The sequence below is a fragment of the Sulfurimonas sediminis genome (assembly GCF_014905115.1).
Taxonomy (GTDB): domain Bacteria; phylum Campylobacterota; class Campylobacteria; order Campylobacterales; family Sulfurimonadaceae; genus Sulfurimonas; species Sulfurimonas sediminis.
This window is the reverse complement of record NZ_CP041235.1, coordinates 1,838,818-1,851,246: the sequence shown is the minus strand read 5'-3', so window position 1 is coordinate 1,851,246 and position 12,429 is coordinate 1,838,818. Positions and strand designations below refer to the sequence as shown.

Sequence of the window (12,429 nt, the reverse complement as noted above, 5' to 3'; positions counted from 1 at the left end):
GTCATTATACTCAGGCACTTATCCATTGGGATGCTCTTTCATAAACAGGAGTTTGTCTGTGTCAATATTAAATTCAAAATATTCTGATTCGAAGCTGTCATTATCTATTTTTTGCAGTTGAATGGCGGCTCCTTCATTGTTCTTAATCTCCATATACAAAAGGGCGAGTGCATATCTGGCTTCATAAAAATTTTCATTTTTCATTTTTGACAACTCTAGCAATGCTATTGCATTGGCATGATGTTTGGCCGCAGTTGAGGCAACCGCTCCCAAATAGAGTGTATACGCATCCTGGACTTTCAACTCGTCAATTAAATGGTTGTAATGGGTATAGGCTTCTTCAAATTTTTTGTTATACAGGAGTGTCAAAGCCAAAGCACTTTCTATGTCCTGTATATCAGTATCTTTTGTCTGTAAAACATACTTTAGCTGCTCTTGCAGGTAGTAGAGCCTTCCGGTAATTAAATGTTCCTGTATATATGTGTATCTCGTAATGAAGGGGCCATAATATAAATCAGTATAGGTAAATTGCTGAGTGTTTAAGTATTTCAAGACCTCCTCTGCGTATTTTGGTATGGAATAGTTACCGAAATACGTATCTATATAGATCATATGCGGCAGGATATCATGAGGAAAGATGACTGTGAGTTTGGATGCAGCAGATTTTGCTCTGTCCAAATTTTTTGTTTTCATTCCAATAAGTACCTTGAGCATAAGATACAAAGGTCTTTGTTTGTAGTTTTTGTCAAGCCATTCAATTGCTGAGAGATAGTCATTGTCGTTGATATGTAAAAGAGTATTGTACAAATCAATCTCTTCACTGCTGTTTTCGCTGGAGAGGGAGTCTTTTAAAATAGATTCCAGTTTTGTGTAATCTTTATTTATCAGTTTACTGGTCATAACAGCATAAACACCGGAAAGATAGTTTTTGGCATCTAAGTGATAGGAACGTAAAAAGTGTTTGTTCGCCTGGAGCATATCTCCCATTTGTGCATAGGTCAGGGCTAAATTATAATGTAAAATAGAGTGTTTTGGCTGTATTTTAACAAGTTTTTGCAAATCCTGGTTTGCTTCTCGAATTTTTAAAGAAAGAGCCTTTTTAATGGCTTTTGTTATTCCTATATCAACATTTGATGCAGAATAGCTTTTTTTGAGATATTCCTGTGCAGATTGAATATTGTCAATATATATATTTGCATTTCCTTTTCTAATGTAACTGATTGTCTGATTTGCATTAAAGATTTTATAGGGTGAAAAATAAAAGATTTTCTGAAAATTAAGAAATTTTGAATCCTGAATTTTTTTCCTGTAGAGGGTCTGGGCTTTTTGGGGATCAAATAAAGCATCTTTGAGTTTGACACTTATAGGATAAATCTTATAAACTTTTTTCGGATATTCATCTGTAATTTTTTTGAGTTGTGATGCCGCTTTTTTTGTATGTCCTGCTTTAAGATTTATATAACTGCGTGCCAATTTTGCCCTGAGTGGCTGATTGTTTTTTGTGATAGCTGTGTTGAGATGCTCAATCGCAAGATTAAAGTCTCCTATACGCGCATACAGCAGGGCCAGACTGAAATCATCTACCTCTTCATTAATTTTTTCCAAAGCATCAATCGCATCATAGTTATTGTTATACAAAGCATTGATTTTTGCGCTTAAATGATTCTGTATAACAGGATATGCAGGATGATCTGTATTTTTGAGGGCATTTAAAGCACCGAGATAGTTTTTGTTATAATAGCTTATAAGAGTATAGTAATATGAGTACAAAGGCGAATTAATCTCATATGGCAAGTAGGCATAAGCCAGGTCGATGTAGTATTTAAAACTAGATTGATCCTTTACATGTAATGAACATACTGCCGCATTTATAGCGCTTACACATCTTTTCTCATCATTGAGTATCGCATTTTGAAATGTTTTCAACGCCAGTGCATACTGCTTGTTTTTCATTTGGGCAACACCAAGATTGTATTGTGATATAGCTTGAGAATAGTAGGCAATATTTTCATAAAGAGCCAAAGCTTTTTCTTTTGCGCCTGTTGCATAGAGATAATTTGCTTTGGCAATCATATTTTCAAGTTTACTTTGTTCTATAACGGGTGCTTTTGCTTCTTGAAGTTTGTTTTCCAGGAGACTGAAATTGTCAACTTTTTTTGTAGAGGATTTTTTTATCAGCAAGAGTGCAGTAACAGCAATAAGCAACACAACAATAACAGCAATTCCTCCAAAAAGAATGATTTTTTTCTGTTTGGATTCTTCATCATTTTCATCAAGAAATTCGTCATTTTGCTCATGCGAATGCAATACTGCATCGCTGTCTTCTATGATTATTATCTCTTCTTGTGCATCAGCCATTGACTACCCTGTTAAATATTGCATCTTTTGTATTGAATAAGCAAAAAAAGTACCAATGCTCTGAACTCTCAAACAATATCATTCTTTTTAATATAAAAATATTTTTCTAATAAAATAATATTATTATATCTTATATTTTAAAGAGTATTATATCAGTAACTACCTGATTTGATGCATATATGTAATGCATGAAGCGAGGTAGATTATGAAAGAAATTATTTCAATATACAAAAAGCAATATTCATTTATAGAAAATTCTTTGACTGCAATGATAGAAAGCGTTGACACAGATGCATATGATACAGTAGTAAAAGAATCACTTTTTTCACTTTTTCCGGCACTGCAGGCTACTTATAAAATAAGTAAAAATTTAAAACAGATTACGCCACTTTATACTCCGCAAGAAGATGATAAAACATATCTTGGACTGAATAAATCACATTTGCTTGAACGCATACAGTTCAGAGATGACAATATCTACATTTCAAATGTATATGTAAATTCAAGAAGCGCAACACCTTATATTACAGCAGTGCATTTTGTAAATGATGAATATTTTGTATATGATTTTGAATTATATACCCTCTTAAAAGAGTTGTCTTTGGTAGAGGGGCATGAATATTTCAGTAAATTTACACAGTATTTTTATGGGATTTTCGGATTTTTACTCTCTTTGTTCTCTTTTTCGTTGATTGTTTATGCTTTTTATACTGTTTGGCTGATTTTTGCTGCACAGGACACAGATATTTTGTCAGGGCTGTTTCGTTCTATTATCGCCTTGACACTGGCTTTGGCTATTTTTGATCTTTCAAAAACAATTTTGGAACATGAAGTGTTTTATAAAAGTATAAGCAGAGAGTACAATATAGAAAACAAACTTTTGGCAAGGTTTTTAACGTCTATTATTATTGCATTGTCTATAGAGTCATTAATGGTAGTATTTAAAATCGCTTTGAGTGATTATGAACAAATGATACATGCATTTTATCTGATAGCAGGGGTAGGTATCATGGTTGCAGTACTGAGTCTTTTTATATTTGTGATGCGTTATTCAAATACAAAAGAGTAATGTAAAGGCCTATAACGCTTTTAACATTGTGTCGGGTCTTTGAGACAAATTTGTCTTTGTTTTTCTATTTTTGCTTTTTTCATCTGCAGACTGGAGCCTGTTGCTACATCATTGAGAACAAAGGCAAAAGATGCAAGATATAAAAAGGAAAATCCGCCAATTAAAGCAATGATGACATAAATGTTGAAATATTTTGAGAGTCTTTTTTTCATAGCGTCCTCCTTAAAGGATATGCTACTATCTTATTGCAAAAAAACTTAATATATATAAATAATTTTAATATAATTGCAGTTCTTAATTAAGGGCACCTTCAACGTCATTAATTTAAAAAAATTAATGCCTTCTCGGAACCGGTACTTCAGTGCCGGCTGTTGCAATAGTTTTGCTACTCTCAGCCTGGACTGAAGTCCGGGTTCCAAAAAACTGCTCAACTTAACAGCATTGAAGGGAACCTTAATCTCTTTTACTGCACTCCTGCAGAATATACTTAACAATTGCATCATAATCAAGGTCAAGTCCTGCAGCAAAAGTTTCAATAAAGGAGCTGTTTTTGTCAGTAATATCAGGATTGAGATTTGTCTGCATAAAAAAACACTGACCGCTTTGGTTTGTTCTTATACTGATTTGTCCAAAATCTCTGACACCAAGATCAATATAGGCATCTATTGCAAGATTTTCAACACTCTCTTTGATTGTTTGGTCTTCAATGTTTTCCAGAATGTTTTTATTGCCGTTGTTTGATCGCAAAACCTTTACAGAGGAGATCAGCATATCATCTTCTTTTGTTTTTATGATGGATACAAGATAGTCTTCTCCATCGAGATACTCTTCAATCAAAACAGGAACATTATATGTATCAGAAAGAGAAGAAACGCTTTTTTCAAATTCGCTGAAACTGTTGACAGTAAAACATTTGTTATCTTCCTGACATTGTACGGAACGGGCTGGTTTTACAACCAGGGGATAATTAATAGGTATGTCATAATCACGCAGATATTTTTCTGCATTGGCAATAAAATATCTTGATGTACTGATACCTTTTTCTTTAAGATAGGATTTTGCCAGTTCTGTATCTGCATCAAAGAGCAGAGCTTTTTTATCTGAACCGGTAAAGTTAATATTGTGTTTTTTGAAAAAGTCACAGAGCCAGATTTTTTCTCCGTCTTCAGTGACAATATTGTTAAGAGTAAGGATAGCCAGGTGAGGTTTTCTTTGTACTGTTTGGTGTAGGCCTTGTATGGTGTGGCATTCATGAACTTCAGCAGTATATCCAAGGGATGCGATAGCATGTAAGATGGAGTTCTCTTTTAAATGTTCATTTTTTGCTGTTATAATTTCTATATTCACTAGTGCGTATCCTTGGTAAAATTAACTGGCTACATAAGTGTTGTAATTTTTGTGATTTGGTTGCGGAAGCAAGATTTGAACTTGCGACCTTCGGGTTATGAGCCCGACGAGCTACCGAACTGCTCTATTCCGCGATATTTGAGTCTAAAGTGGATGTTAAAAAGAGCAGACAGTTTTGATAAACTGCCCGCTGTGAAGATGTTACAGACCTGTAACGTTTTCTGCTTGTGGACCTTTGTCACCTTGACCGACTTCAAAAGTTACTTTTTGACCTTCGTCAAGTGAAACACGAGAGTGTCCGTTGTCATTAATTTGACGATAATGTACAAATACATCTTTGCCGCCATCTTCTACTTCGATAAATCCGAAACCTTTGTCACTGTTGAACCATTTAACTGTTCCATTTTGTAATGTTGCCATTGTAAATCCTTGTTTGTTTGAGTACACCAAATTTCTTTGATGATAAAAATCTAATATAAAGTTTTTCTTTTAGGTGAATGTACTGGAAACAAAGAAGTTATCAATATAAAGCAATCTAAAGATGTAACTAGAATCATCTTTTCTTGTTGGAAGTATATCTTAAATAAAATTTAAATGCAAGGAATATGTAGAATTCTTTTTAGAAATATAATATAGAAGAGAAATATACAAACGTATACTTTATATTATTTGGTCAATATAATATGTATATATTATGTTTTTAACAAAGTTAAAACTATATATAGTATTCTATCTTTGAATGAAGAAATTTTCATTCAAAGATAGATTATGAATTAGTATAACCATGTTATTTGTTATACAACATCATTTTTGTCCCTTCTCCCATTGGAAATGTTTTAGCATAAGAACCTTCAATAACACCTGTCTTTAAGTTAATTAGTTTAACAAATACAATTAATTCATTGTGGCTGTATGTATATGTACCTACTACTGCATATTTAATATTGAAACTTGTTGAACGAAGCTTTTTTATATCTCTCGATAAAATTTTAATGCCATTGTCTGAGATTTTAAAATATTTAGAAACTTCTGCTTCAATAACATCAATATCATAATTATTAATTATTGAATTTTTAATATTATTTGAAAAGACATATCCTAGCTTTGTGCAATTATTTAAAGATGTCATATCAACAAAATCAGTTACTATTATTTTTGCAGGTAGTTGTTTTACTTTTTTAAAAATATTTTTTACTGACTCATCTGAGAAAGCTATATAGTTTATATAAATACTTTCAACTTCTTGTGAATACAATCCATGCTTTTTAATATCGGTTTTTTTATAAGTTAGGGCTGGGTTAGTACCTACACATCCAGATATAAAAAAAATCAATGAGAAAGTTAGTAGTATTATTTTCATTTTAGTTTCCTGAACAATTATTTTTATTTTTGCATTTACATCTTGATCCACTAACACAATTATCTTCTTTTATTGATATAGTAAAATTATCTGTATCGGGTTTAGCATTTGCGGAACAAGCGATTCTCTCACAATTGCTTATTTTAGATAATGCTAAAGCACTGGAATCATTTAACTGGACACTTGATGCTGTAATTACATTGTTATGTTCATCTAATATACGCATATTAATTAATAGCCCACCTTTATATTCTCCATATGTTGCTACAAATATGACTGAATTAATTGGAAGTTTACTAACATCTTTTCTACTAAGATAAAATTCACCTTTTTTTTCAGCAATTGTAGGAAATTGTCCTCTGAAATCTATTACATTCCATCCTAGTCTTTTGAAATTAGCAATCATGGACTCAGAGAATAGTCTTCCAAAATTAGAAGATTGTTTAAAGTTGTTGACATTTACAGTAGATGTAACAATAATATTTTTTGTAATTATATTTTTATGTTTTTGAAATTCAGAGGCTCCAATAAGAGATGCTTGTCCTATTGTAGGAACAATTGGAATATTTGTTATTTGATTATGCATATTTCTGGCACTTGCAACAGTGTATAGGTCTGGTACCACACCCAATGTCTCTATTTTATGTCCACTACAGGCTGACAATGTAATTATTGTTAACAATGTAAGTGAAATTTTAATGAATTTATTTTTCATATTAAGCCTTTATATTAATTTTACAAATTATGACTTATATATTGTTAAATAGTGATTAATGTTGTAAATTTTAATTTAAAAAATAAAAAATTGTTTTGATAGTTTAGAATCTTTTAAAACTAAGGATTTTTTATTATAATATAAAGGGTAAACAAGCAAGTAGTGATAATAAACTTTAATTTGTACATATAAACAAAGAAGTATTTACATCCCAAGATAAGGATGTAAAACTTCAGGAATATCTATGCTTCCGTCTTCATTTTGAAAGTTTTCCATAATGGCTACAAGTGTGCGGCCAACGGCAAGAGAAGAACCGTTGAGGGTATGTACGAGTTCATTTTTTTTCCCGTTTTTAAAACGGATTTTGGCACGTCTTGCCTGAAAATCTCTTGTATTGCTTACAGAAGAGATTTCACGGTATTTGTTTTGCCCGGGCAGCCATACTTCAAGATCGATTGTTTTAGCCGCGGAAAAACCCAAATCTCCTGTACACAGAGTTACCAGTCTGTGTGGTAATTCCAAAGCAGTGAGTAAATCAGATGCACATGTAACCATATTTTCAAAAATTATATCGCTTTCACCCGGTGTAGCAATGCTTACAAGTTCTACTTTGTGAAACTGATGCTGGCGTATCATGCCTCTTGTGTCCCGTCCTGCAGCCCCGGCCTCTTTTCGAAAACATGAAGTATAGGCAGTCATTGTTTTGGGCAGTTCCTCTGTTGTGAGTATCTCATCCTGATAGAGATTTGTAAGAGGAACCTCGGCTGTAGGAATAAGGAAAAGCTCAGGATCCTCTACTTTATAGAGGTCATCTTCAAATTTTGGAAGCTGCCCTGTACCTTCAAGGGCTTTTCTGTTGACAAGTGCAGGAACACTGACCTCTTCAAATCCGCGTTCACGGTTAAAGTCAAGCATAAAGTTTATAAGTGCTCGTTCAAGTCTTGCACCCATGCCAAAGCTGACAGAAAAGCGTGAAGTTGCCAGTTTGACACCGCGTTCAAAGTCTATCCAGCCGTTTTGTTCTGCCAGTTCCCAGTGCTCTTTTGGGGTAAATGAAAACTCCCTTGGTGTGAGCACTTTTTTTATTTCGACATTGTCATCTTCATCTTTACCGTCTGGCACATCATCATCAGGTATATTGGGTATAGCCATTGCAAGCGCTTCGAGTTCTTCTTGACGAAGGCGTTGCACTTCCAAAGCATCAGCAATACGGATTTTATTTTCGTCAACTTTTTTCTTCAGCTCTGAGACATCTTTGCCTTCACGTTTGTAGACACCGAACTCTTTGCTCATAGCATTTTGCGCAGCCTGAAGGGTTTCAAAGTGGGCTTTTGCTTCTTTGAGTTCTTCAAATTTTATTTTCACTTTTTCCAAAAGCTTTGCATCAACGCCTTTGCGCATCAGTTTTTTGCTTATACCGTCAAAATCTTTTTGTAATAGTTTTAAATCAATCATTTTTATCCTTATACTAATATATCTTTGGCTATTTGAAACTGGTTCGCTGTCATCAGGTGAATTTTCGGATGGAGTTGTTTGAGCTCTTCAAAGAGTTTTTTACTAAGCTCAAATCCCACTTTATACTCCTCCTCTGCACCTTTTGTATTGGCCTCTCGGAGTTTGTCTATCCAGCAGGGAGGGACGTTGATTCCCGGTACATGGGATGACAAAAACTGTGCAGTGCGCAGCTTCGTGATAGGAAAAACTCCCAAAATAAGTTCTGCGTTTTTATTTTCACGGCAACACTCTTTGTTTGCTTTTTCTTTGAGTTCCAAAAGCTGTTTTGCATTTTCAACATCATATACCGGTTGTGTTATGATGCCTACTGCTCCGTGTTTGATTTTCTTTTGCATCTTTTTTTGGAGTGTTTTTGGGTTTTTTGCATAGGAGTTGACAACTGCAAAGGGATGTATCTGCTTTGGTGTAACATTAAAAGGTTTTGCTGCATAATCCATACCGGAGTTTAAAGCAGCAATGATGTCCAGGAGTAAAGAGCTGTCACCTTCAAAAACACCTTTTGTATTGGGTTGGTCAGAGATGGTGGCAGGGTCCCCTGTGAGTGCTAAAATCGCTCTGATGTCAAATTCATTTGCACCTAAAAGATCAGACTGCAGCGCAATTTTGTTTCTGTCTCTCATGCTCATGGTCGCTATGACCGGTTTTTTAAATCTTTCCTGAAGCAGTTTGGCGGCAAAAAGAGCATTGTACTTGAGTTTTGCCAAAGGGTTGTCTGTTGTGGAAAATCCATCGACTAAATCTGCAAGCCCGAGTGTTTCTATTTTGTCTATGGTCGGTGTAAAAGTTGCCGAATGTCCGGGTGTAGTTTCGAGAGTAATATATCTGTCGTTTTTTAATTTATGTATCAGTGTGTCAAACAAAAAAAATCCTAATTCGCTATAATTGCGATATTATATACAAAAGAGAGAAAATTTATGCTAAAACTTGCAGTATTTGACTTTGATTCTACATTAATGGACGGTGAAACAATTGATTTTTTTGCGGAGGAACTCGGGATAGGCGAAGAGGTTGCGCGTATCACAGAAGAGGCCATGAGCGGAAGACTTGATTTTTTTGAGTCCTTGCAACAAAGAGTAGGGCTCTTAAAAGGGCTGGATTATACAGTTGTTGAAAAAATAGCCCACAATTTACCTTATATGCCAGGAGCACGTGAGACAATAGCAGAGTTGAAAAACAGAGGAATGAAGGTTGTCTGTTTCAGTGGCGGTTTCAGAACAGCTACTTCATATGCAAAAGATATTTTAGGATATGATGCTGATTTTTCCAATGCTTTACATGTAAAGAACGGAAAGCTTACCGGACTTGTCGGTGGCGACATGATGTTTAATTTCTCAAAGGGAGATATGTTGGTAAGACTTCAAAATATTTTGGGTATCAACGAAGAAGAGACATTGGTTTGCGGTGACGGTGCAAATGACCTTTCAATGTTTGCCCATGCAGGGACTCGGATTGCTTTTTGCGCAAGAGACATTTTAAAACGTGAAGCAAATATAATAATAGAAACAAAAGATTTAACACAAATATTAAAGGAAATACAATGCTAGAGAGTACAGTGTGGAGACAGTATCATGATGACAACAGTTTTAGAGAAAAACTTGCAGAGTTTTGTAAACTTGATACTGTAGACCTGATAGAAGATGACAAAGAGCTTTATGCGGCACTCAAGGCAAAATTGACAAAAAAAGAGCTGAAACTTTTTGCAATGGACACGGCAGGGATTGCTCAAGGGAGAATTAAAAAAGAGTTCGCATATACTGATGAAGAGTTGGAAAAAGCAAAATTCAAGCTCTATAAAAAGTTAATTCAGGATAAAACCAGGCTCAGTTTTAGAGTATAGATTAATCTATAATTTATGAAGATGCTAGTAACATATCACAATGTTATAACATGTAAAGGAAAGTAAATGAAAAAAATGACTTCATTATTATTAGCTGCTGCAGTGGCCGGGTCAGTTTTTACAACAAGTGCAACAGCTGATGCAAGCAAGGGGCAAAGATTTTATTTAAAAAAGCTGAAGATCTGTAAGAAAGACGGACTGAAAAATGGAGCTGTATTTGCGATAAAACATGACCGTAAAGGTTGGACTTCTTTAAAAGAGTCTGGAAAACTTCAAGAAGAATGGATGAAAATTTGTCCTCATGGCGTGAAAAAAATCAAGAAAATGAAAGAAAAAGATGTAAAAAATCTTTATGATTTTGTTTGGAAATATGCAGCAGACGGTGAAGTCCCGACCTGTGGTTAATGACGAGAGTGCTTGTTTAAAATGATTTTTAAACTGACTCTTCTTGATTTTTCTTTATTCTCTCTGTGATCACTTATAATCCTATTTCTGTAGTTAAGACCACTCCCCTTTAAAATATGCGTTAAATATTTTTGTTTTGTGGGATCCTGCACCAAGAAGAGGGACCTGAACGCTTCATAGGAGCGTTTCATAGAGAGATCCTCATTGTTTAAAAATCTCTCTGAAAAAGTACTGTTTTCCCACTCGCTGGAAGTATGTCCGTTGATCTCTAAAGTTTTTACCTGCATTCTATGTGTGTATAAAAAATTCACCAGTTTTGTAAAAAATTCTCTAAAAAACTTTTTTTGCTGTTTGTCAAGTTTGTACTCTCCTGCCTTAAAATAAAGATTTTTAGCAGCAAATTCAATAGTTAAATCTTTTTTTATGATAACTTTTTTAGTCTCTATTTCTTTTTGAAACAACTGACGCAGCTGCGTGTAGAAATCCAGTGTGTCTATTGCAATCTGAGCAATTGTAGCATCCTTGTTGAGCTTGAGAATCCACATATTGTTTTCATTGGAATTTTCGTCTGTATGTATACCGGCTACACCTATCTGGGAGTTTGCTAAAATGACAGCTTTGTTAAAAACATCATAATTTTGTCCTCCGTAATGTTCCTGTTTTAAAAGTTTCAGATTTTTACTTATTATCATTGCCAGACCATCAGTGTTGGAAGTGTCTTGAACAAAGCCAACGCCAATCAATGTGCCGTCACTGAACTCCCTGAGATCGTTGATTTGGCTTGAGTATGTTGTACTGATTTCACTGTCAATCAAGATGTTTTTATAGATGTCAAACTTTACAAGGCGTATTTGCTTTTTGTGCATGGCATCTGTTTTGACTAAAGATATGACAAAATTTTGATCTTTCAGTCTGAGTAAACTTACAGGTTCATTGAAGCCATTGCCCGGAATCTCTTTGAGCCATATGTTATCGCCGTTCTGGGTTAATCTTGAGATGTTCACAGCTGTTTTCATTTTTGTATGTGTTGTGCTGAGAACTATTATTGAACCGTCATCGGCTTCTGCAGCATCTATTCCCTGATCATCATACTGTGTGCCGTATTTTTTCGTCCACAGCAGATTTGCATCTTTGTCAAACCTGCTTATACATACATCATCGTTGCCCAAACCGGTTTGGAACATATTGTCTTGTGTTGACCTGGAAGTAAAAGAGGTGCCTATTGCTAATACTTCGCCGTCTTTTAAGGCAACAAGTTTATGTATTGTATTATTATTTTTAGTCCCAAAGGAGACTGATCGCTGTAGATGCAAAGCAGCATCGAGTAATACCAAGAGTTGTGAACCACCCATTGTGTATCCACCTATAATATATCCATTTGTGGGTGTTTTTACAAAGGAGGCCGGTTTTGCAAATTGTGTAAGAGGAATGATTTTTGACTGTATGATTTGTGCTTTGTCATTCACTCTGATAAGGTTTATTTTGGCACCGTATTTATTTGAAAGGCTCTGCAGGTATGCAAAAGGATCATTATATGTTTTGTTGGCATGCAAACCTTGCTTTTTGAAATCATATGTAAAACCAAGAACACTTAAGGTTCCATCGTAATTTTGGGTGATATCAACTAAGCCTGACTGAAAAGGTTTATGAATAATGAGTGCAAAATCATCAGATGTTTTTGCATGAAGCAAAAAATTATAAAATAGTAGTAAAATAAGTAAAGTTAGTTTCATAGGACTGCTTTTTTAGATAAACTGTAGCAATAAATATTCCTAAGTGGTGTTTGTCGGAAAAGTTTAGGGGATGATGTGGTGCAAAAGCAC

The 12,429-nt window shown here is 34.5% G+C and carries 13 protein-coding genes and 1 tRNA gene; 4 read left to right on the top strand and 10 right to left on the bottom strand.

The annotated features are described in order from the left end of the window. Positions 1-18: 18 nt before the first annotated feature. Complete coding sequence (locus tag FJR45_RS09945; RefSeq protein ID WP_193150389.1) at positions 19-2,358, bottom strand: tetratricopeptide repeat protein; 2,340 nt, start codon at positions 2,356-2,358, stop codon at positions 19-21. 205 nt (positions 2,359-2,563) lie between these two features. On the opposite strand from FJR45_RS09945, the gene FJR45_RS09940 reads away from it, so the two are divergent. Beyond that, positions 2,564-3,427: a hypothetical protein gene (locus FJR45_RS09940; RefSeq protein ID WP_193150388.1), complete on the top strand. Its 864-nt coding sequence runs from the start codon at positions 2,564-2,566 to the stop codon at positions 3,425-3,427. A gap of 20 nt (positions 3,428-3,447) precedes the next feature. Here the strand turns inward: FJR45_RS09940 and FJR45_RS09935 are convergent, their stop codons facing one another. The 8 genes from FJR45_RS09935 to FJR45_RS09900 all read right to left on the bottom strand — a co-directional run bounded on the left by FJR45_RS09935 (position 3,448) and on the right by FJR45_RS09900 (position 9,224). Next, on the bottom strand, positions 3,448-3,639 hold the full coding sequence (locus tag FJR45_RS09935; RefSeq protein WP_193150387.1) for a hypothetical protein: 192 nt from the start codon (positions 3,637-3,639) through the stop codon (positions 3,448-3,450). A 241-nt stretch (positions 3,640-3,880) separates the two neighbouring features. Continuing rightward, positions 3,881-4,774, bottom strand: a complete 894-nt coding sequence (locus tag FJR45_RS09930) for a D-alanine--D-alanine ligase family protein (protein ID WP_193150386.1) — start codon at positions 4,772-4,774, stop codon at positions 3,881-3,883. 57 nt (positions 4,775-4,831) lie between these two features. Further along, positions 4,832-4,908: transfer RNA gene (locus tag FJR45_RS09925), tRNA-Met, on the bottom strand. Between the two features lie 67 nt (positions 4,909-4,975). After that, positions 4,976-5,194, bottom strand: coding sequence for a cold-shock protein (locus tag FJR45_RS09920; RefSeq protein ID WP_151901482.1), 219 nt, complete (start codon positions 5,192-5,194; stop codon positions 4,976-4,978). A gap of 367 nt (positions 5,195-5,561) precedes the next feature. Further along, positions 5,562-6,134 carry a FlgO family outer membrane protein gene (locus FJR45_RS09915; protein WP_193150385.1) on the bottom strand — a complete coding sequence of 191 codons (573 nt, stop codon included), beginning with the start codon at positions 6,132-6,134 and terminating at the stop codon, positions 5,562-5,564. A 1-nt stretch (position 6,135) separates the two neighbouring features. Beyond that, positions 6,136-6,849, bottom strand: a complete 714-nt coding sequence (locus FJR45_RS09910; RefSeq protein WP_193150384.1) for a FlgO family outer membrane protein — start codon at positions 6,847-6,849, stop codon at positions 6,136-6,138. Between the two features lie 204 nt (positions 6,850-7,053). Then, positions 7,054-8,304: a serine--tRNA ligase gene (gene serS / locus FJR45_RS09905; RefSeq protein WP_193150383.1), complete on the bottom strand. Its 1,251-nt coding sequence runs from the start codon at positions 8,302-8,304 to the stop codon at positions 7,054-7,056. Positions 8,305-8,312: 8 nt separating this feature from the next. Beyond that, positions 8,313-9,224 carry a methylenetetrahydrofolate reductase gene (locus tag FJR45_RS09900; protein WP_193150382.1) on the bottom strand — a complete coding sequence of 304 codons (912 nt, stop codon included), beginning with the start codon at positions 9,222-9,224 and terminating at the stop codon, positions 8,313-8,315. Between the two features lie 27 nt (positions 9,225-9,251). Here FJR45_RS09900 and serB point away from each other — a divergent pair, with 27 nt between their 5' ends. The 3 genes from serB to FJR45_RS09885 all read left to right on the top strand — a co-directional run bounded on the left by serB (position 9,252) and on the right by FJR45_RS09885 (position 10,606). Further along, complete coding sequence (gene serB, locus FJR45_RS09895; RefSeq protein ID WP_226966523.1) at positions 9,252-9,908, top strand: phosphoserine phosphatase SerB; 657 nt, start codon at positions 9,252-9,254, stop codon at positions 9,906-9,908. Further along, positions 9,902-10,201: a hypothetical protein gene (locus FJR45_RS09890; protein WP_193150380.1), complete on the top strand. Its 300-nt coding sequence runs from the start codon at positions 9,902-9,904 to the stop codon at positions 10,199-10,201. The genes serB and FJR45_RS09890 overlap by 7 nt, the downstream gene beginning before the upstream one ends. A gap of 66 nt (positions 10,202-10,267) precedes the next feature. Then, positions 10,268-10,606 carry a cytochrome C gene (locus FJR45_RS09885; RefSeq protein WP_193150379.1) on the top strand — a complete coding sequence of 113 codons (339 nt, stop codon included), beginning with the start codon at positions 10,268-10,270 and terminating at the stop codon, positions 10,604-10,606. Here FJR45_RS09885 and FJR45_RS09880 read toward each other — a convergent pair. Beyond that, positions 10,603-12,339 (bottom strand): hypothetical protein, encoded by a 1,737-nt coding sequence (locus FJR45_RS09880; RefSeq protein WP_193150378.1) that lies wholly within the window; start codon positions 12,337-12,339, stop codon positions 10,603-10,605. The genes FJR45_RS09885 and FJR45_RS09880 overlap by 4 nt on opposite strands. Between the last annotated feature and the right edge of the window lie 90 nt (positions 12,340-12,429).

What these genes read in the sequence shown, in the direction of transcription:
- FJR45_RS09920 (WP_151901482.1), bottom strand. Translation starts at nt 5,194, where the DNA reads ATGGCAACATTACAAAATGGAACAGTTAAATGGTTCAACAGTGACAAA.
- FJR45_RS09880 (WP_193150378.1), bottom strand. Translation starts at nt 12,339, where the DNA reads ATGAAACTAACTTTACTTATTTTACTACTATTTTATAATTTTTTGCTT.
- serS (WP_193150383.1), bottom strand. Translation starts at nt 8,304, where the DNA reads ATGATTGATTTAAAACTATTACAAAAAGATTTTGACGGTATAAGCAAA.
- FJR45_RS09885 (WP_193150379.1), top strand. Translation starts at nt 10,268, where the DNA reads ATGAAAAAAATGACTTCATTATTATTAGCTGCTGCAGTGGCCGGGTCA.
- FJR45_RS09890 (WP_193150380.1), top strand. Translation starts at nt 9,902, where the DNA reads ATGCTAGAGAGTACAGTGTGGAGACAGTATCATGATGACAACAGTTTT.
- FJR45_RS09935 (WP_193150387.1), bottom strand. Translation starts at nt 3,639, where the DNA reads ATGAAAAAAAGACTCTCAAAATATTTCAACATTTATGTCATCATTGCT.
- FJR45_RS09945 (WP_193150389.1), bottom strand. Translation starts at nt 2,358, where the DNA reads ATGGCTGATGCACAAGAAGAGATAATAATCATAGAAGACAGCGATGCA.
- FJR45_RS09940 (WP_193150388.1), top strand. Translation starts at nt 2,564, where the DNA reads ATGAAAGAAATTATTTCAATATACAAAAAGCAATATTCATTTATAGAA.
- FJR45_RS09910 (WP_193150384.1), bottom strand. Translation starts at nt 6,849, where the DNA reads ATGAAAAATAAATTCATTAAAATTTCACTTACATTGTTAACAATAATT.
- FJR45_RS09915 (WP_193150385.1), bottom strand. Translation starts at nt 6,134, where the DNA reads ATGAAAATAATACTACTAACTTTCTCATTGATTTTTTTTATATCTGGA.